This window comes from Orbaceae bacterium lpD04, assembly GCA_036251935.1.
In the GTDB taxonomy this organism is placed as follows: Bacteria; Pseudomonadota; Gammaproteobacteria; order Enterobacterales; family Orbaceae; genus Orbus; species Orbus wheelerorum.
Genome location: CP133967.1, coordinates 920,488 through 940,484, shown reverse-complemented (window position 1 = coordinate 940,484; position 19,997 = coordinate 920,488). Strand labels below are relative to the sequence as shown.

Here is a 19,997-nt window from a genome sequence, read left to right as displayed (position 1 = left end):
ATCTAGTATTAGAGCCCAAAATATTGTCGATTATATAACAAATTGTAGTAAATTGTAATGTTATTATTTAAGTAGGGGAATATAGCCAATAGCTTGATTTCGTTAAATTTAAACTAAATTAACAATAACTCGTTATTATTTTATTGTAAGGCCTTATTTTAGTATAAATTAGTGCTTATTTTTTAGTGTAAAATAGGCTGTTATTCAATTGGAATTTGAAAAAAGTCGGTTGCAATTTCAGTATTAACAAAAACCTGTCGGCATTCATCAATAATCGATTGATTATCCGCAAGCTGGTAACGAGGGCTAATATGCGTCACAATAAGTTTTTTAGCCTGGCTTTTTCGTGCAATTTCGGCAGCTTGACGAGTAGTTGAGTGGCCACGATCATTGGCTTTATATTGAAGGTCATGTTTTTGGGTGGCTTCATGAACTAATATATCAACCTCAAGCGCCAGTTTAACCGCTGCATCACAAGGCGTTGTATCACCTAAAATTGCTAGTTTACGGCCTTTTTTAACCTCACCCCAATAATCTTTGCCATCTATCTCTCGGCCATCATCAAGCGTCACTTTTTTACCTAATTTAAACGCGGCATAATGTGGACCTATTGGTACTCGGTGTGCTTTTAATTTTTCGACATCAAGTGTTGGTGAACGATCTTTTTCAACAATGCGATAACCAAAGCAAGGAACCCGATGGTGAAGTTCATCACAATTAACGATAAACTGATCATCATTAACAAGTTCCATTGGCTTATCTATTTCAATAATATCTAATTGATAAGTGAGCCAAGAATGGCTAATACTAATTACTGTTTCAACAAACTGTTTAATACCTTTTGGGCCATATAGCGTGAGCGGTGACATATTTTGCATCAATGAACGGGTTGTTAAAACGCCAGGTAAACCAAATAAGTGATCGCCATGCAAATGAGTAATAAAGATTTTCTCAAGCCTTGCAAGGCTGAGTTTTGATTTTAACATTTGATGTTGCGTTGCTTCACCACAATCAAATAACCACAGTGAATTTCGCTCTTTAATTAAATCGAGCACTAACGCTGAAACATTACGTTCAGACGTGATTGTTCCAGCGCTAGTACCTAAAAAAAATAATTTCATAACAGGGGGTTAGTTAGACGTTTTTACGTTCAATTGTCTGCTCACCCCAAAATAGCTTATCGGCATCTGTTTTAGCAAAAGCCAGTGGTAAAACCTCATCACTGCCCTCTTCCCAGATTTTATCAGCTAATACATTATCATAATTGGCTAATTCAAAAATCGCCTCGGCAATTTCAAGTGATGTTTGACGCGTATTAGCCCATGCTTTAATTTCATGCAACTCTTTTTTAGTCGAATTCATCTTGTTTCTCCTTATTTGATAAATAGTTAGTTAAATAATACTCTGAAAATAAAAATTTACGAGGTAAAATAGCGCTAATTTTTATCTTATTTTCATTTAATACCCTAGGAATAAGCTATGATCACCGTTATTTCCCCTGCTAAAACATTGGATTATGACTCGCCAGTCAACGTGACTGAATATACGTTACCTGCGCTACTAAATCATTCTCAAACACTGATTAAATCATGTAAAGAGTTAACTCCGCAATCCATTGCTGATTTAATGAAAATCAGCTCAAAGCTTGCGGATCTAAATTATCAACGCTTTCAAAACTGGCAAGCTGATTTTAATCTCGAAAATGCGCGCCAAGCGATTTTTGCGTTTAAAGGTGATGTTTATGAAGGTTTGCAGGCTTATGACTTTAATCAAAATAATATCAATTTTGCTCAGCACCATTTACGAATGTTATCCGGCTTGTATGGTTTACTAAGACCACTTGATCTGATACAACCTTACCGTTTAGAAATGGGGATTAAACTTAAAAATGGCAATAACGACAATCTTTATCAATTTTGGGGCGATACAGTAACTGAGCAACTAAATCAGCAGCTAGCACAGCAAAATAGTCATACCTTAATCAACCTTGCGTCTAATGAATATTTTAAAGCCGTTAATCAAAAAAAACTTAATGCCGATATTATCAGCCCAGTATTTTTAGATGAAAGCAAAGGTAAGTATAAAATCATTAGTTTTTATGCCAAAAGAGCAAGAGGATTAATGAGCCGTTACATTATCAAAAATCAACTAAACGAAGCTGTCGATCTGCAATCATTTGATCTAGCTGGTTATCAGTTTGATAAACGCCAATCAAGTAGCAATGAGTGGGTGTTTTCACGCAGTGAAAAACAAGCTAGTTTGCATAAGCATAATTAAAATCAATTAATGCCACATAAATAAGCTTAAGTAAATTTTGTGTGGCTGATGATTAACAATATATCGGCAATTTATTTATCGTTTTTTACTAAAATGGCATGTTACAACAAAAAAATAACGATAAAATGCTAGATTAATCTCATTTTTATCACCACCAACAAACATACTTATTCGAATTCAAGCATTAAAATACCAAAAAATAGGCTAAAAATAGGCTAAAAATAGGTATATTAATTGATTTTTTATGATGTATATCAAATTCATAACAAAAACATATTAAAAACACACTTACAATTAATCCTATCACATTCATACTTAAAAACGATTATCATTAATATGTAAGTTATCGTATTGTTGTAACTGAAATATGTCTGATTCCTTTTTTTTCATCATGTTGCCCAATCATAAATTGGGCTTTTTTTTGCTTTAAAAAAGAGCTTTTTCCTTTTTTTCGCATTATTTAAAATATATTCATTCTGAATAATATTATTTAATTCTTTTTATCCGATTTATAAAACCTTAGAACCAGATGGTTCAAACTAATTTAATATGAAGTTTAATAGTATAAATTAAATCTAATTACTATTCTTAGGAAAATGAATCAATCCGTAATCACCACGTAATTCTTTATCAACTAACGTAAAATTATTTAAACCACTTTCAATCCAATCACTTATATGTTCTAATATTAATATCTGAAAACCGCCATATTCCTGCATTTTATCTATAAAATTATTCAATTCTAATAAAACACAATCAAGACTTGCTATATCGGAGCTTTTCTCACCATTTTTGCTAAAATATGGAGTGCTTGGTTGATCAAGAACTAAAAATCGAGGCATCCATGCAATTTTTCTTTCTCTTGCTATAGCATGTAAAGATAGAAAGTAGGCTATATGAAGATACATATAGTTAGAAGCGCTACCAATATTAGCCATTTTCTCTGGTTTTTCATTGTTTATTAAAGAGATTGTTTTATCTGACTTTTTAAAATCAGGGAAAGCCGTTTCAAAACCTTTTAACGGCATTCGAGAGAAGATATCTTTTAGTTTGAGATTTAATAAACTTAAAGTAAATTCTTTTAGTTCTTTATTATCAGTAAGTTGATTCTTTAAATCAGTAAGTGAATTATTTATCTCTTCAATATTTTTACTATAATCTGTTTTTGATTCTGCTACGATTTTATCTAGGTGTGTTTCTACTTTGCCTAGAAATCGATAAATATCATTAGGTGAAATTTTCTCTGTTGTAGCTAATTTACCTAATTGCTTTGTCAAGGTTGCAATTTGAGATTCTATTTCATCTTTTCTTTGTAACGTTATTGCTATTAAAGTACTGCCGCTTTTTTCTTTAATTACATCGTTAATTTTCTGATGTTGAATAATTATATTATTTATAATTTCATAAATATGAGGTGTATAAACAATATTTTTTTGATTTTTATCTATATATTTAGCTATTTTCAATGAATCTTGTTTTGTAGTTAAGAATTTTTTATAAGTCTGATGATGATTAATAAAATCATCAAACTCTTTTTGTTGTTTCCGTAAATCAAAAAACTTTTCCTCTAATTGAAGCTTTTCGTTATAAATGGGAATATCTTCTATTTTCTTGATGCTAGATATTTCTTTTAACTTCTCATGTTTTTCCTGTGTGCTAATTAATTCACCGGCAAGCAACAATTTATATTTACACCCTAAATCATAAAGATTATTTATTTCTTCTTCATAGTTTGAATAGGAGTCTTTACTACTAATCTGCTTTTTCTCTAATTGATTTAACTTTTTTTCTAACTCTATAATTTTAGTCCTTATGATCATAGAGGCAACATCCTCACACCCCAATGCCATATCAAAAGTCCGATCAATTCTCTCTTGCGTTTTTATTTTAGACCATTTTGAATATAAATGATCTTTGGCAATTAACGTTGATTGATCAACAAAACAGTTTGGTAAAAAATATCGATAAGAGACCTTGGAACCTTGTTTAATAGTTGAACCACCATAAGGAATTTCTAAAGAGCTATTAATACCAAAATCATAATTAAGCTGATTTTTTAATTTATCTATTTTTATATTATTTTCAGGGCATTCAGGAATGATGCCTTTTTGATCAAAAAATACGAAATTCTCATCTTTGTTGTGTAATGCTTGTCTACAAATAACATAATAATTGTTATTGATTTTAAATCTTATTCCATACCATTCGACATTATTATCGACATTAGTTAGAGAAATCCCTTCGGCATCACTAGAAAGCAAACAATAATCAATGATAGCTAAAATAGACGATTTTCCTTTTCCTGAATCGCCGGTGATGACATTTACTTTATTTTCTTTTAATTCAAAATTACGCAAAGTTTTATCTGTTTGCCAAATTAATATATTCGTTATTTGCATTTAAAGTTCTACTCCGCATAATTCATAAAGTTGACTGGAATCACTCGATAATAAACTGACTAAATTCATTATAGAAGCTTGAATTTTTAAAGCTCTATTTCCTAAGTTAGGTAGATCATTTTCATTAAACATTCTTTTTAGAAAAAAAACTTTGCCATCCTTGAGTTCAAAAAAACCATTATCCAAACATAATGATAAACAATTTATTGAATTGGGCAGGAAATTATAATATCTCTTATTTAATGAAACTAATATTTCAGGCTTAGTTAATATTAAGTTTTGAATAGATATGACTTTTGTCTTTTTATTAGATAGATAAGAGAGGCTTTTTTGATGAAAAACTATTGGAAGTAATAGCATTAAGCTATATAATTCAGTTTCTTTTTTGATATACATAAATTCTTGAAAGACTAAAATTCCTAATAATTCATTGTTATATAAACTCATTTATATTTATCCTCCCAATTTTGCAACCAGCCAATTCGGGGAATATCGGATAGTTTTATCAAAGTCCCTGTAATCATCGGTTTTGGCAATGGAGTATTATCGATATTAATATTGCATTCTATTATCAGTTGTTTATATAATTTTAGGGCAAGTTCTAGGTGTTCGTTATCAACAGTCGAAAAATCATTTCCTAAGTAGGTTACTGAATGATGAGTACTCCATTCCCCCACTCCAATATCCTGTATACGTTGATATTCATCACCAGTTAATTCCCCTTCATCCATCATTTGTTGTAAAAAAGCTTCAGTCTTCGCCATTTGATTACAATATCCAGTAATATCTCTGATACCAAATTTCAAATCCTTTAATTGGTTATATGAAATATTATTTTCTATATCATTAGGGTAGGCTAAATCAAATTGGTGAAATTTGTCGAAATTAATACCACAGTTTCTAGATAGTTGAATAGTGCGATTAAAACCTAACTTATTTCTAAAAAGCTCATAGGAAATTTCTACTTTGTTTGTTTGTTTTATTTCGTTGTATTTATAATTAGTAAAAGAACCTAAAATAGAATGAAATGCATCATCTATTTTATTGTTAGGAACAGCCATATTCTTTAAGGAGTTTTTTATTTCTTGAATTAGTTTCTCATTATCATGAATAAATTCAATGTTATCGATAATCTTTTTTAGTTTTTTGGTATCTAGTGAGTTGATATGATGAATATATTTATATAATTCACTATCTTTATTTTCATGCTGAGCTTCAATTAAACCAATTTCTTTTTTTATCGCTTCAATATTTTTACTTTTAGCCGTAATTAGTTCTAAAACACCTTTTTCTTTAGTTAATGGTTTATTTGTATAAAAATGGAAACTTAAATCCTTATCGTCTATTGAATCGGACATATTTGACCAATTAAATAACGTTTTCCAAAGATCGACATCCTTATTGGTTAAATTAGTAGCTTCATTAATTGAATGCTTTACTTGAATTAATGTTTTATTACCTTCAATACCTTCATGATGAATATCATCATAAACTTCAATACCTAATGTTTCGCCTTCATTCAAAGACATTAAGTATTTTAATGCCACATAATCCTGATAGAAAAAACCTATGGATTTTCTTTCATCATCAGTTTTTATTGTTTTCAACATATAGTTTCCTTGTCATGAGATAAGGCTAACCATTTTTTATTATTTATAATAAGTTATCAAAATTGTGCATATTTAAAAAATATAAGATATCAATAAGTTACCGCAAAAAGCACTAATATTAAAATAACTTTAAAAAATAGCTCATAATAATTAGAACATGAAATTTTTATAACATGTTAATATTAAAAAAATATCACAGTAAATATAAAAAATATTATCTATTATAATATTTTTTCAATATCATCAGGCAAGGTGGTCATAACGTCTAATGTCTCACCACAATCATCAATAAATTCAATTTCATAGCCTAATCTAGGTTTTTGGTATACCATTACAACAGCACCTTTACATCCTTTTGGGACAAGGTTTGATAAATCTCTTTTAGCAACAACAACATCATTTTCTTGAATCATAAGTATCATACCTCAAATTAAATCATTTTTTAGTTGGAATAGCTGTAACTAGTCTTACCACTTCGTCATTATTTTTTATCCAGCCAAAATTAACATCAATCTGTTTTCCATTAGCTCCATTGAGCTTAATTACTTGATTATATTTAGTACCAAATTCTGTCGTTCCTGTTTGAACAGAGCGATCGATATCAAATACGATCTGTTTAGATAACTGGTCTGAGTTAGACTTATTAAAGCCTAGAGCTTTATCAAACCAATCAGCTTTACTACCTCCAACAGGGTGTGTTTTTTCAAGTAAATACGTAGTTAATTTCCGGTCAACACTTGCTTGTGTTTCTATTGAATTAATTATTTTACTTACAATCATTCCTTCTTTAAACAAGATGGCTGAGTCTGTTGATTTAGTATCAATATTATCTAATTTCAACTCTTTCAACTCCACCACATGTTGCTGGTTTTTGGTGATATTTTCAACTGAAATCGAGACGTCTTCGGCTTTTATTATCTGTTGTGGTTTTGCGTTAGCGATAGGTTTAACTTTTACCACATTATAGACTTGATTAGTGGTTTTTAGCGCATAGCCAGCTTTGGTGATAACGCTAATATCAAATAGGCCATATACAATTTCACCATACCCTTTCGGTACGCCTGACCATTCTAAAAACTGTGCGCCATATGTCGTTGTGGTATCTTGTGATAATAAGCTTCGGCTGCCTGCTTGCAAATTATCAAGCCCAATAAAACCGATGGTGCCTGCCAGTGGGGCGCCAACGCCAGTTGCACCAATTGCCGCCGCAAAGTATAAACTTACCGCGCCGCCAGCCACTTGCATTGATGCGGTAAGGTTATTTAACGTTTTATCGCCGCCAATCATCGTATTACCGTACATAATCCCGACATCACTTTCACCCAAGGTAAAACCTGGCATTGATAGCAGGCTTTGATATTGTTTTTTTAAGGTCGGGAAAAACTCATCAACAAAGTCATTTTCAACGGGCGTTGCCGTTAAGTTCCACTCTTTAATATGGGAATGCTTAGTTGGTATTTTAATCTTGAGGTTATCGTCAGGACTAAAACGACCAATAAACTGAGCCGAGTTATCGGCAGAGCTGATTTGATAACGGTAATTGCGGTGTAGGGTTAAGGCAATAAAATCGAGTGTTTTTAACACTATTGGTTGGTAATTGAGCTTGGTGGTTTTAAGTTGATACTCTCGCCTCGTTTCTACATGCTTAATAATGCCAGGCTCACGCAGCCGTTTTAGCAGTTTGATGGCAGTAAAATAGAGGTTTTCAATATCAGTTAGCTTATCAACTTGCGTATTATTTTTTATTTGTGCTTTGAGTTTGCTTTGGTAATCTTTATCGCTATTTGTACCATCATGGATTAAGGGCTGATTAAGGTACTTGGTGGCAACGTTTGCCAAGTCGTTATTATGATACGTATAGTCAGCTTTATCATAACCCTCGCTATGGTGTAAGTTTGCTAATGATTTTATCGCTTGTCTTAGTTGTTTTGCATCGGTAATCGCCCCTTCGCTCTCATCATAAGCAAGGTCACCGATGCGCTGCTTAGCGGTAATAAACATTGTTTGGTTGAGTGTTAATAATAACTGATAAAATAGTGCGCCAATTAGCTCGTTAGGGCGAAAATTGGCTTTTTCATCAAGTGCTTTGATAGTTGGATTATGTTGCGATGAAAAACCATGATTAATGACACTTGCCAAGGCTTCGTCTTGCTCAATACTAAACGGTGAATTACCTGAGCTAAGTAAGGTGCTTAGTTCATCAAGCCAAGCTTGAGCAAGCTTTTTAACCCGAAGTGGCTTTTCACCACGCCGGGTTAAATCATAATAACCTTGTGCGCCGCCTAGCAAAATATGCACTTTGGGCAAAACCTGTGAGGCTGAAAAGACATCACCATGTTTTAAAAAAATCTCATCAGGGCTAGTTTGAACGTTAGTAATCTGTTCACTGCTGTTGTTTGCATTACGAATATCAATTTGCTGCGGTTTATGGTTAACCAAATCAACGATAATCCAACTATCATCGGGTTCATACATCGGCTCTTTAATCACCGGTAAAGCCGCTATAGTGTCATTTATTGAGGTGGATGAATCAAGATAACCATTGCGTGGCGGCAATTCGATTAAGATGACTTGCTCAGTAAATAGCGCCGTTTTTAAGACACTCGCCACTTTATCGGCGGATTTGTCATAATAGCTTTGGTAAGGCAAACCAACTTGTTGTAGTGAGGGATAGAAGTTTTTGCAGTCACTGGGATTATTAACTAAACGCTTAACAATATCATCGTAACCGCAGTCATAAAAATGCTTAATGCGTTTAGGTTTAAGCTGAAATATAGGAATAGATTGGTGAGCATTTTCCCGAGATAGCAGATAATCGTCTTCTAGCTTTTGCCACGCTTTACTTAACATCAATTGATACAAGTACATTGTGATGCGATCTCTATTATTATTGTTATTCGAAACAATACAAATATTAACATAACCTTTTGTCGAGAAAAAGATAATTTAAATATCAAAATAGTAGAGGTAGTACTACGTATATTTTATATACATTAATAAAAAATCGGCATAAAATTTTAAAATTATAATTAAAATTAGTAAGCGCCGAATAATAGGAGATCAGCATTAAAATGGATTTTTTAACAACATTATGGTTACAGTTTTTAGCTACGTTACCGCTTTTTATTTTGATATTACTCGGTTTTTTATTAGTTAAAATCTTTAAATGGCCAAAAACAATCACTGACGGGTTAACTAAATTTACCTTTGCCCTTGCCATTCCAATCATGTTGTTTCATATTATGAGTCACTTTTCCGAGCAGCCAAAAGCTGACTATAGAGTATTATTGGCATTTTTTGGTGGCACATTATTGGTTTTCATCATTGGTCGAATCATCGCGGCTAAAATTTTTAAACTTGATGGCGCAACAGCAACAATGTTTTCGATGGGTGGAATTTATAGTAATAATGTTTTTGTCGGTTTACCTATAATCAAAGCTTTACTTGGTGATAAGGCAGTGCCAAGTGTTGCTTTAGTCGTCGTATTTAGTGCTTTAATTCTTTGGACTCTTGCAACAATATCTATCGAATTTGCTCAAGTAGGTAAATTATCAACCATACAAATAAAAAAAGCAGTTAAAAATATATTTAAAAATCCAGTCATTTTAGGTATTTTTGCTGGCTTAATTGTTAATTATATCGCTATTCCATTACCTAATTTTATTAGCCAATCGACTAAAATGGTGGGTGATATGGCTGCGCCATTATCATTAATTGTATTAGGAATGGGAATTGCCGAATATAAGATTAGCGAAGGTTGGCGATTAAGTTCAACGATTTGTTTACTAAAATTGGCGATATTACCCTTTGTGATCTACTGGCTTGCGGTATTATTAAACTTACCGACGCTTGAAACATATGTTGTTGTGTTATTAGGCTCGATGTCTATTGCGATTAATTGCTATATTATGTCTAGGCAGTTTAATCTACTACAAGCAACAATTGCCTCGAGTTTATTAATTTCAACGGTTTTATCATCTATCGTAACACCATTAATTTTAGCTATTTTGACGCATATATAAAATAGCGATAGATGCAATAAATTTATCCACAATTAACTTTGTGTTAGAATGATAATCGTTTACCGATTTAGGACTAGATTAAATGACTATTAGAATCAAAACGAAAGATGAAATTGAAAAAATGCGTATTGCTGGCAAGCTCGCAGCTGACGTGCTGGAAATGATTGCCCCATATGTTAAGCCTGGCATATCAACGGGCGAATTAGATAAAATTTGCTATGATTATATTATCAATATACAAAAAGCGATCCCGGCAAATATCGGATATCACGGTTATCAACACACTAGCTGTATATCAATCAACGATGTGGTATGTCATGGTATTCCAAGCTTTGATAAAAAACTCAAAGAAGGTGATATTCTTAACATTGATGTTACTGTGATTAAAGATGGTTATCATGGCGATACTTCCCAAATGTACATTGCAGGTAAACCAACAGTTACCGGGCAACGCCTGTGTGACGTTACGCAGCAATGCCTTTATGAAGCGATTAAAATCATCAAACCCGGATTACGTTTACGTGAAATTGGGAAAACCATTCAAAAACATGCGGATTCATTTGGTTTTTCAAGTGTACGAGAATATTGCGGGCATGGCATTGGCGAAGTTTATCACGATGAGCCACAAGTACTTCATTACGATGCCGACGATGATGGCGTAATTTTAAAAGCGGGCATGATATTTACCATAGAGCCGATGATAAATACTGGTGATTGGCGAACACGCACGATGAAAGATGGTTGGACAGTCAAAACCAAAGATCATGGCTTATCAGCGCAATATGAACATACTTTATTAGTTACTGATAATGGCGTTGAAATTTTAACGCTACGTTCAAACGAAGATATTGCAAGAGTTATTGAGCATAAATAGTCTTACCGATGGTCCCATATATTTTATAGGGGACCATTTTTTTCAAACTTGCTAATTCATTACGATATTCATCGTAACTCTTCAATTAATAAAGCAAAGTATAAAGTTTACGACGATAAGTTGTTGCAATTGGATTTGACGTACCAAGCGCTGCTAACATATCAAGTAATGCCTTTTTAGCCTGTCCATCACCAGCATTTAAATCTTTAGCTAATGGTTTAAAGAGCAGTTCAAGTGCTTCTTCATGACGACCAACCTGCATTAATTGCGACGCTAATTGAATCATTAACTCAATATTATTGGGATCATCACTAAGTGCTGCTTGCAATTGCTGTATTTCAGGTGAATTAGCTGCTTGTTCTAATAATTCAATCTCAGCATTTAAGCCATGATAAGTACTATCTTGATCTTGTAGTGGGATCGTCGCTAGGGTTGTTTTTGCATCATCAAGCTGTTTTAATTCAATTTGGGCTTTAATTAGTAAGAATGCAATATCACCACGCGGCTTACCTAAATGATCTTTTAGTCCTTGCCACGCTTTTTTTAATAGTGGTAATGCTTGTGCATATTCCTGTTCATTAACTAACTGCTGGGCATCAATAAAGGCTAATTCGTCTTCATTTGGCAACACTTTATTTAATAATTCTTTAATCGCATCTTCGCCCTGTGGCCCTTGAAAACCATCGACAGGCTGACCGTTTTGAAAAATATACACCGTTGGAATCGCTCTTAAGCCAAATTGACCTGCTAACATTTGCTGCTCATCACAGTTAAGCTTCGCTAAAATAAATTTGCCTTGATATTCATTAGCAATTTTATCAAGTGTTATTGTCAATTCCTGACATTGTGGGCTTCTTTCTGACCAAAAATAAAACAATACAGGTAGGCTTGAAGATTGTTGTAGTACCTGTTGAATATTTTGTTCATTTATATCGACAATAAATGTATTTTGCATAGCAAAGATATCCTATTTTTACATGTTAAATTAAACCATTTACTTACTCGCAAGAATTTTATCCATTAGTTTATCGGGTAGCAAGCGTTTCCCGATTGCAGCAAGGATAGTGACAAACGTAACACGATAACGAACTTTCGGTGATTTAGCTTCTAACGCATGATATAACTTAGGTAAAACGGCTTCTGGCGGTAAGGTAAATCGTTTGGCAATCGGCGGATTTTTTACCTCATGGTTTTGCTCAGTTTGTTCAACGTTTGAGGAAAAGTTAGTTTTTAGTGGCCCAGGCTCAATTAGGCAGACTTTAATATTGGTATTTGCAAGCTCAAGCCTCATCGTGTCAGACCAAGCCTCAAGTGCATACTTACTGGCGCTATAAGCGCCTCGGCCAGGCGTTGCAATAATACCCACAATTGAGCTAGTTTGGATAATTCTGCCCTCACCTTGACTAAGCATAGCGGGTAACAATAATTGAGTTAACTGATGAATGGCAAAAAAATTAGTAGAAAACTGCGCTTCTAACTGCTTTCGACTAATGCTACTTAACTTGCCATATACGCCAAAACCCGCGTTATTAAATAGCGCGTAAAGTTTATTATCCGTTAAGGTAAGCACGTGTTTAGCCGCTTCAACGACTGAATTAGCATCATCTAAATCAAGTAATACCGTTTCAAACCCCTGCGTAACTAGCTCTTCATAATCAGCTTGCTTACGGCATGAAGCAATAACACGATAACCCCGCTCTTTTAGCGCCTTTGCAGCGAGTAAGCCAATACCACTTGAACAGCCCGTAATAAAAATTGATTTCATGCAGATTCCCTCATATTAATATGATAGTTATACTAAAAACTGGCCAATATGCAAGTAATACGCGATCAATTCTTTATTAAGTAAAAATAGAATATATCAATAAGGGATATTTACCATGATGCCCTAGCATCAAACATTTTACTCACTTAAACTAAATATTGATTGAAAAGGTATACTATCAGGACAATAGTTAACAGCTTCTCTATATTATTTATATCGTTATAAATAATATAATAATGAATATGGGTCACTTAGTTAACTAGGTAATAGTCAAAAAAAATTATCGTGTTAAAATACGCCAAATAAAAATAAATAATCATAAAATAAATAACATAAGATGTTATCTGGATGAAGGGAGTATTCCATGGCCACAGAGCTGAGTCATGCCTTAAATACATTCGCCAGTGAGTTAATCGGCGGACGTAATAATCGTTATAGCTTAAGTATTACCGATATGCTATCACCGATATCCGTGTTATCAATCCAAGGTCATGAGCAGCTTAATCAGCCATGGCATTATGCCATCACCTTCACCAGCCGTGATAAACAAATTCGTATTAGCTCGGCGCTCAGCCAATCTGCGTCACTGGCTTTTTTAGCCCCCAATTTTACCCCGCAAGTTACGCAAATCAGCTCCCTTGATAAACCGGCAACAAACCGCACCTTATATGGCGTTGTTACCGAGTTTAGTCAGTTATCGGTTAATAAAGACGAAGCCCATTATCGGGTAGTCTTGCAGCCACGGCTGGCACTGTTTGCAAACGACCATTACAGCGCGATTTACCAAAACCAAAGCGTGGTTAGCGTGGTTGAAGAGGTGCTGCGCCGGCATGGTTTTACCGGCGTTGATTACCGCCTAGAGCTTAAAGACAGCTACCCAGCGCGCGAGTTTATTACCCAGTGGCAAGAAAGCGACCTTGCGTTTATTCAGCGGTTACTTGCCGATGTTGGCATATGGTTTCGCTTTGAAAGCCATAGCGAACACAACTGCGATGTGCTGGTACTCAGTGATTACGAGCAAGGTTTTGACGATGCAGGGAGCATTGCTTACACCTTGCCAAGTGGCATGGTTGATAAAGCCCGTGATAGTGTGTGGGATTTACAGTTTCAAAGTCACAGTGTGCCACGTCAAGTGATGGTGCAAGACGATAACTACCGTCAGGCACAAACTGATATGTACTCGCTGGTTAACAGCCAGCCGAAAGTGACCACCACCTCAGGCACTAACTACCGTTATGGTGAGCACTTTAAAAGCAAAGGTGATATCAGTATTATTGAAAGTGGCAGTTGGTATGCGACTATCCGCCATCAGCAGCACATTAGTGACCAAATTATTATCAGCGGTAAATGTAATGACTACCACTTAACTCCTGGGCAACGCATTATTGTCACCGGTAGCCCGATGAATGGCATTAGTGAAGGGATTGTTATCTTATCGACCGAGTCCTACGGTGACCGCAGTGAGTCGTATCAAATACAATTTACCGCCATTCCCTACAACGTATTAAAGCCGTATCGCCCACAGCCCCTACCTTGGCCACAAGTCAGTGGCACACTACCTGCACGGGTAACGAGCCCTGATAATGACACCTATGGTTATATTGACACCCAAGGCCGTTACCGGGTTAAATTTGATTTCGATTTAAAAACCTGGCGCAGTGGTGAAGAGAGCTTATGGGTACGACTTGCTAAGCCCTATGCCGGTGATACTTACGGTTTCCACTTTCCGTTAATCGATGGTACTGGGGTTGCTATTGCGTTCACGGGTGGCAATCCCGATAGGCCGTATATTGCCCACAGCTTACATGACAGTAACCACCCTGACCACGTCACCACCGCCAACAAACACCGCAATGTGCTTAGAACGCCGGCCAATAATAAACTGCGTATGGATGATAAGCGCGGTCAAGAGCATATAAAACTTGCAACCGAATACGGCAAAACTCAGCTCAATATCGGTCACTTAGTTAACCAAAACAAAGAGCAACGCGGTGAAGGCTTTGAGCTACGCACTGATGAATGGGGCGCAATTAGCGCCAACAAAGGCTTATACCTAACCGCGCAAAGCGAACCGAAAGCCCAAGGCCAGCAGCTTGATATGCAAGGCGCTATCACCCAGCTTGAAAATGCGTTATCGATTGCTAAAGCGCTACAAAATGCGGCAAGCACCGCACAGGCGCACCAAGCTGACACGAGCAGCCAAGCCGAGCTACAAAACGCACTAAAACAGCTAACGCAGGCAGGCATTATTGCCTATGCGCCAGCAGGCATTGCCTTAACCAGTGATGAAAATATTCAGTTATCAAGCAGTAACAGCCTTAGCTTAACCAGTGAGCAGCAAACTGATATTAGCGCACTAAAAAACATCACCTTAGCGTCATCAGAGGCAGTTGGCATCTTCGCCCATAAAGCGGGCATAAAGCTATTTGCCAATCAAGGTAAAGTTGAAGTGCAAGCGCAAAACGACGCGATGGATATTGCGGCTAAGCAAGATATTAAAATTGATAGTGTTGATGGCAAAGTCACTATCACAGCACTTAACGGCATAAGCTTACTTGCTGGTGGCTCATATATTAAAATCAATGGTCAAGGTATTGATCTTGGTTCATCATCAAATGTCACCATTAAAGCGGCTGCGATGCAAAAAATGGGGCCAGCAACCCAAAATAGCCAAGCAACAATGAATATCGATAATAAGGAACTGGATATACTATTACAGAAATTAGTCTCATTTGACTCAATAAACTTTTCTCAGTAGTGACGAAGGGATATCGCAACCATGACAATCAAAAAAATAACGAATTTTGTGTTTCCTGTTGGTAATAAAGAATTAAGTCAAGACGCCTATTATCGAGCCCTATCCGAGGCGAAGAGTGGTTTTTATCCAATAGGTAAAAATAGGCTTTGGCATGGAGGGATCCATATTGATAAAAACACCATATCAGAACTTAAGGCTAATTGTACAGACCACATGCCTGAAGTTAAATGTATTTCTGATGGTGAAGTTATCGCCTATCGTATCAATGATTCATACCCCTCGATTGACTATGACGATAAGGTCGCATTTTACTCAAGTGGATTTGTTTTAGTTCGTCATTTACTTCAAATGGATTATGTAGAGTTACCTTTATCTATTGCTAATAATTTTAACGTTATATCTGGTAGCGATAGTATGGCGAAAGGGATTAATGTTAGATGCTTTCCTGGTGATAAAAAAATTGGTTTTCTTTCTAATGGTGCTGAAATAACGGTTATGCTTGATAAAGAGCTTATACTTTCGGGTTATTATTGGTATCCATTGGCATCGATTACGAATAGTTATTCTTCAGTGCCAAAATTGTCGACATCAGAAATAAAAATGCCAGAAACATCCACCGAAAAAACGAGGCAATGTTTAGGGTGGATCTCATTAGGTAAAACCAAACTAACTAGCGCAACCCAAACGGTGGCGGATCAAACTGATGATCCGACTAAAAATGATGCGCTAGAAAAAGGATTAGCAATTAAAGCCTCACAAAGTGTTACGAGTGATACATTATCCTTATTACCAATTGGTAGTAAAATAAAACTAAGTGAATTTGATACAAACCAAAAATGGGCCAAAGTGGCAACTCTTTCAGAAGGGACATATTCATCGACACCTACGATTCAAGGTTGGGTTGAAGTGAGTAATTTGCAACAATTACCTGTTGTTCCTGAAAAAGACAAGAAAGCACACCAACTATATTTCTACAGTCTATATGTGCATTTAGCCGATATGGTTCATTATGAGCACTATCCGAAAGCAATAGTCCCATCATATTTTACAAAAAATACTTATAAAGTGACTAAAGATGCTCTAGATAAAGTTGAAGGATTAAATATTCGAAGTAAACCTTTAGCAGGAAAGGGAAATGATGCCAATATATTAGGCGTATTGCAGCAAGGAACTAAGGTCAAATTACATCTTAATTTTCAGGAAAAGGATAAAACTAATTGGTACGCGGTCGCTTCACTTAATGATGGTTATCGCACGCTTCCTCAATTATCAGCACAAAACTATACATTAAGTGATGGTAAAACCAGTCAAACAATTTTAGGGTGGATATGCCTTAATAGCGCGCCAGATAAATCGGGTGAGTATACCATTGGTAATAAAGCAAAAGACCAAAGTAGCAAATCAATGGGTTTACGAATTAGAAAAGCACCCAAAAATGGGGCTATTGTATCTATGTTACCCGAAGGCTGCACCGTTAGCATTAAGGGTAAAATTGATCCTAAAAAACATAGTTATATCAAAATAAGTTCTGATGATATTGAAGCAAATAAAGCGACATTACCCTTAGCTAAAGGTGATTATTTTATTTGGTCAGCATCGCTAGAACTAGAAAAAGAACAGCAACTTTATAACCAAGTTATTGTATTAGATGAACCACTACCAGTAAAAGCGGGCGAAGTAATTGGGCATGTCGGTCATTACCATTTCGCCAATCAAGCCGTTAAAAAATCCGCCATTACGCCTAATATTTACTTACCAATTAGTACCATTAAACCTTATCAGGTAGAGCCATTGCTGCATGTCGAGTTATTTACTTGTGATGAGTTACCTAGCTTTATTAAAAAGACTCAAGAAGAAGCAAAAAAGATAGCAGAAAAAGATAAACCGCTCTTATTGGTCGATAAAGAGGCAAAACTTTATCGGGTGTCTGATAAAGCTGAAAAATTATCGATTCCGACTAATGTCGATGTCGAGGTTATTGATGGTAAAGGGCAAAAATGGCTTAAAGTAAAAGAGCGTTATTCATTAACGATTAATGCTAGCAACTATGGCTATACGTTAAATGATTTAGATACAAAAAAAGCGTTGAATGTTGACAGCAAAAAGCATAGCCAATTTATTACCGCGCTAAATTTGCAAACAACAGATGTCCTTACAACTAAAGATATTCCTGCGACTATTACTTTTACTGGTAATTACATTAATCCGACGACCAAAGAGAGCACAACGGATAAAGCCGTCGCAACAAAAGCGAAAAGTGGTTATACCGATATTAATGTGATTTTGGTACGAAACGAAAAAACGATTTGGATTGAACGAAGCCAGTTAAATAGTGATGGGCGAAGACGAGCCTTATCGGGTAGCCTTTCAGGTTGGAAAAAGCACCCGCTAACCGACCCACAAACCAATGATAATTTAGTAGTAGGTTACCCAAAAACCATCAAATTAAGTGACTCAAGTCAGTTTAGTGAAGATGAGAAAGCAACCGATGAATCAAAAAATGAATGGCGATATATTACAGTCGGTTCAAATAAAGATGTTGAAATTAAAGGCTGGGTAAAAACCACACAAGAACATGTGAAATTAGTCAGCCCATGGGAATGGTCTGGATTTGAACAAATCGAGGCAAACCACTCGGCACTTGCTGAGTTAAGGCTATCGAATATCAAAGCAGAAAATGAGGCTAAATTACAAAGTGAGGTAAATGCCACTCAAGTTGGGCCTGTAGAGAATACCGTGCCGAAAAAACGGGTAAAAACTGGTTCGGACTTACTCACACATTTAATGTCAATTTTAAAAAACCTCAATCATGATGATAGTGACAACCCATTAACCACGGAAAACTTAAAGTCAGCCTTACGTAAGCCTTGGCTTGCTCAGCAATTTGGTCATATCTTAGTTAAGTATGAAAGTGAGTGGTATGCTGAGATTGATGGTGAAGGTAAAATGCCAAAATGGGAAGCATTAAACGACCAGCTAACGGGAACAATGCAAACTTATTTAGATTTCACACTTCAAAAGTATGAAAAGCAAGCCGCCGTAGAGAAATTAAAAACCCATGCAGCTCGGCTATCATTAGCAAACAGTGAAGTTGATGCTTATTTAAAAAAAGCCAATGAGTATTTAGATAGCATATCAAGTTTAATACGTAAATCAGAAGAGAACATTGCTGCAAAAGCGCGCTTAAATGAACAGCAAGATTACCTAGCCAATAATATTGAGTTATGGGAAAAAGAGAAACAACGAATTAAAACGTTACTTTGGTGGGATGAAGTAGCTAAAAAACTAGCTGAAAAGCAAGCTGCACAACCTAAAGAGACTGAGGCAACAAAAGCCAGTGAATCAAGCACCACCGATACCGCAGAAACTGAAGCCGAGCCAACAAAAATAGAAAAGCAACCACTACCCTCTTTATCTACTGACGGTAAAGCATGGTATTTTCATCCGGTGGGAATGATTAATAGATTTTCATTGCCAATGTTTAAACTAGGTGATCAAAATGAATTAATTCGTGAGGTAAATATCCGTTTAGCAGGCTTTGGCGGTAATGTACCAACAGATTATTTTGATGAAAGAACAGAAAAAATGATTAAACAGTTTCAACGTGATTACATGAAAGTTAACGAAACTGGTGTAATTGATCTAAATTTATTAAAATCAATTGATTCTTTTCAAGAAAAATATCCTATTGATGAATTTTTCCAACAAGCAAAGTGTCGATGCAGAAAATGTGATGGATTTGGTAGTCAATCACACATAAGCGAAAGACAAGATAATAAAATTAATGAGAGATTACGAAAGTATGAATATCCAGGTATTCATCGAACTTTATTTTGGGTGTTAAGAGCATGGCAATTTTATTTGTCAGAATATGATTCAAGTGAATTGATAGTAACAGCCATTTCATCAGGCTATCGTTGTTGGTTTGATAATAACAATCATAGTCGTAGTTCTACTAATCATATGGGGAAAGCATTGGATTTACATGTAACTAGAAATGGAGTTGGGGGTGAAAATGTAACTGATGATTCTAGAGATGTGCTGATTAGTTATTCTGCTGCTCAATATCGGTGGGGTGCTACTAACCGAATTTCGCTAGAGCCTGGAGCTAGAGCTAAATTAAAGGGTGATAGAGCGCTAGCTCCAACTTGGGTACATTATGACGTTAGATCTTTTTCACTTATTTATTTAGATGACCGATATTTTGCTAAATCTGTAAATAATATTAACGGACCGTCGCTAGAGAATTTATTTTTTAAATTAGTATAATTTATACAACGAACATTAAAAAT

General features: G+C 35.3%; 14 protein-coding genes. 5 read left to right on the top strand and 9 right to left on the bottom strand.

Annotation, left to right across the window (positions count from 1 at the left end; translation table 11 throughout):
* Window positions 1-200: 200 nt before the first annotated feature.
* A complete protein-coding gene (gene rnz / locus RHO14_04335) occupies window positions 201-1,121 on the bottom strand; it encodes a ribonuclease Z (protein WVD72032.1) in 921 nt (306 codons plus the stop codon).
* Window positions 1,122-1,134: 13 nt separating this feature from the next.
* On the bottom strand, window positions 1,135-1,362 hold the full coding sequence (locus RHO14_04330) for a YccJ family protein (GenBank protein WVD72031.1): 228 nt from the start codon (window positions 1,360-1,362) through the stop codon (window positions 1,135-1,137).
* Window positions 1,363-1,479: 117 nt separating this feature from the next.
* Between RHO14_04330 and yaaA the strand changes: the two genes are divergently transcribed.
* Complete coding sequence (yaaA, locus tag RHO14_04325; protein WVD72030.1) at window positions 1,480-2,277, top strand: peroxide stress protein YaaA; 798 nt, start codon at window positions 1,480-1,482, stop codon at window positions 2,275-2,277.
* A gap of 575 nt (window positions 2,278-2,852) precedes the next feature.
* Here yaaA and RHO14_04320 read toward each other — a convergent pair.
* The 5 genes from RHO14_04320 to RHO14_04300 form a co-directional block, all read right to left on the bottom strand.
* Entirely contained in the window at window positions 2,853-4,676 is a 1,824-nt protein-coding gene (locus RHO14_04320) for a DUF3732 domain-containing protein (protein ID WVD72029.1), read from the bottom strand.
* Window positions 4,677-5,123 (bottom strand): DUF6521 family protein, encoded by a 447-nt coding sequence (locus RHO14_04315; protein WVD72028.1) that lies wholly within the window; start codon window positions 5,121-5,123, stop codon window positions 4,677-4,679.
* Window positions 5,120-6,286 carry a hypothetical protein gene (locus tag RHO14_04310; protein WVD72027.1) on the bottom strand — a complete coding sequence of 389 codons (1,167 nt, stop codon included), beginning with the start codon at window positions 6,284-6,286 and terminating at the stop codon, window positions 5,120-5,122. Before RHO14_04310 ends, RHO14_04315 begins: the two co-directional genes overlap by 4 nt.
* Before the next feature lie 221 nt (window positions 6,287-6,507).
* Window positions 6,508-6,699 carry a DUF4926 domain-containing protein gene (locus RHO14_04305; protein WVD72026.1) on the bottom strand — a complete coding sequence of 64 codons (192 nt, stop codon included), beginning with the start codon at window positions 6,697-6,699 and terminating at the stop codon, window positions 6,508-6,510.
* Between the two features lie 22 nt (window positions 6,700-6,721).
* Window positions 6,722-9,154 carry a hypothetical protein gene (locus RHO14_04300; protein ID WVD72025.1) on the bottom strand — a complete coding sequence of 811 codons (2,433 nt, stop codon included), beginning with the start codon at window positions 9,152-9,154 and terminating at the stop codon, window positions 6,722-6,724.
* Window positions 9,155-9,357: 203 nt separating this feature from the next.
* Here RHO14_04300 and RHO14_04295 point away from each other — a divergent pair, with 203 nt between their 5' ends.
* Entirely contained in the window at window positions 9,358-10,308 is a 951-nt protein-coding gene (locus RHO14_04295) for an AEC family transporter (protein WVD72024.1), read from the top strand.
* An 82-nt stretch (window positions 10,309-10,390) separates the two neighbouring features.
* Window positions 10,391-11,182 carry a type I methionyl aminopeptidase gene (gene map, locus RHO14_04290; protein WVD72023.1) on the top strand — a complete coding sequence of 264 codons (792 nt, stop codon included), beginning with the start codon at window positions 10,391-10,393 and terminating at the stop codon, window positions 11,180-11,182.
* 85 nt (window positions 11,183-11,267) lie between these two features.
* On the opposite strand, the gene RHO14_04285 is transcribed toward map, so the two are convergent.
* Both RHO14_04285 and RHO14_04280 read right to left on the bottom strand, forming a co-directional pair.
* Entirely contained in the window at window positions 11,268-12,137 is an 870-nt protein-coding gene (locus tag RHO14_04285; protein ID WVD72022.1) for a co-chaperone YbbN, read from the bottom strand.
* 39 nt (window positions 12,138-12,176) lie between these two features.
* Window positions 12,177-12,947: an SDR family oxidoreductase gene (locus tag RHO14_04280; protein WVD72021.1), complete on the bottom strand. Its 771-nt coding sequence runs from the start codon at window positions 12,945-12,947 to the stop codon at window positions 12,177-12,179.
* A gap of 364 nt (window positions 12,948-13,311) precedes the next feature.
* Here RHO14_04280 and vgrG point away from each other — a divergent pair, with 364 nt between their 5' ends.
* Window positions 13,312-15,705, top strand: a complete 2,394-nt coding sequence (gene vgrG / locus RHO14_04275) for a type VI secretion system tip protein VgrG (protein WVD72020.1) — start codon at window positions 13,312-13,314, stop codon at window positions 15,703-15,705.
* Between the two features lie 21 nt (window positions 15,706-15,726).
* Window positions 15,727-19,974, top strand: a complete 4,248-nt coding sequence (locus RHO14_04270) for a hypothetical protein (protein WVD72019.1) — start codon at window positions 15,727-15,729, stop codon at window positions 19,972-19,974.
* Window positions 19,975-19,997: the final 23 nt, after the last annotated feature.

Coding starts and splice junctions, on each gene's coding strand:
- rnz (WVD72032.1), bottom strand. CDS start 1,121: ATGAAATTATTTTTTTTAGGTACTAGCGCTGGAACAATCACGTCTGAA.
- RHO14_04330 (WVD72031.1), bottom strand. CDS start 1,362: ATGAATTCGACTAAAAAAGAGTTGCATGAAATTAAAGCATGGGCTAAT.
- yaaA (WVD72030.1), top strand. CDS start 1,480: ATGATCACCGTTATTTCCCCTGCTAAAACATTGGATTATGACTCGCCA.
- RHO14_04320 (WVD72029.1), bottom strand. CDS start 4,676: ATGCAAATAACGAATATATTAATTTGGCAAACAGATAAAACTTTGCGT.
- RHO14_04315 (WVD72028.1), bottom strand. CDS start 5,123: ATGAGTTTATATAACAATGAATTATTAGGAATTTTAGTCTTTCAAGAA.
- RHO14_04310 (WVD72027.1), bottom strand. CDS start 6,286: ATGTTGAAAACAATAAAAACTGATGATGAAAGAAAATCCATAGGTTTT.
- RHO14_04305 (WVD72026.1), bottom strand. CDS start 6,699: ATGATTCAAGAAAATGATGTTGTTGTTGCTAAAAGAGATTTATCAAAC.
- RHO14_04300 (WVD72025.1), bottom strand. CDS start 9,154: ATGTACTTGTATCAATTGATGTTAAGTAAAGCGTGGCAAAAGCTAGAA.
- RHO14_04295 (WVD72024.1), top strand. CDS start 9,358: ATGGATTTTTTAACAACATTATGGTTACAGTTTTTAGCTACGTTACCG.
- map (WVD72023.1), top strand. CDS start 10,391: ATGACTATTAGAATCAAAACGAAAGATGAAATTGAAAAAATGCGTATT.
- RHO14_04285 (WVD72022.1), bottom strand. CDS start 12,137: ATGCAAAATACATTTATTGTCGATATAAATGAACAAAATATTCAACAG.
- RHO14_04280 (WVD72021.1), bottom strand. CDS start 12,947: ATGAAATCAATTTTTATTACGGGCTGTTCAAGTGGTATTGGCTTACTC.
- vgrG (WVD72020.1), top strand. CDS start 13,312: ATGGCCACAGAGCTGAGTCATGCCTTAAATACATTCGCCAGTGAGTTA.
- RHO14_04270 (WVD72019.1), top strand. CDS start 15,727: ATGACAATCAAAAAAATAACGAATTTTGTGTTTCCTGTTGGTAATAAA.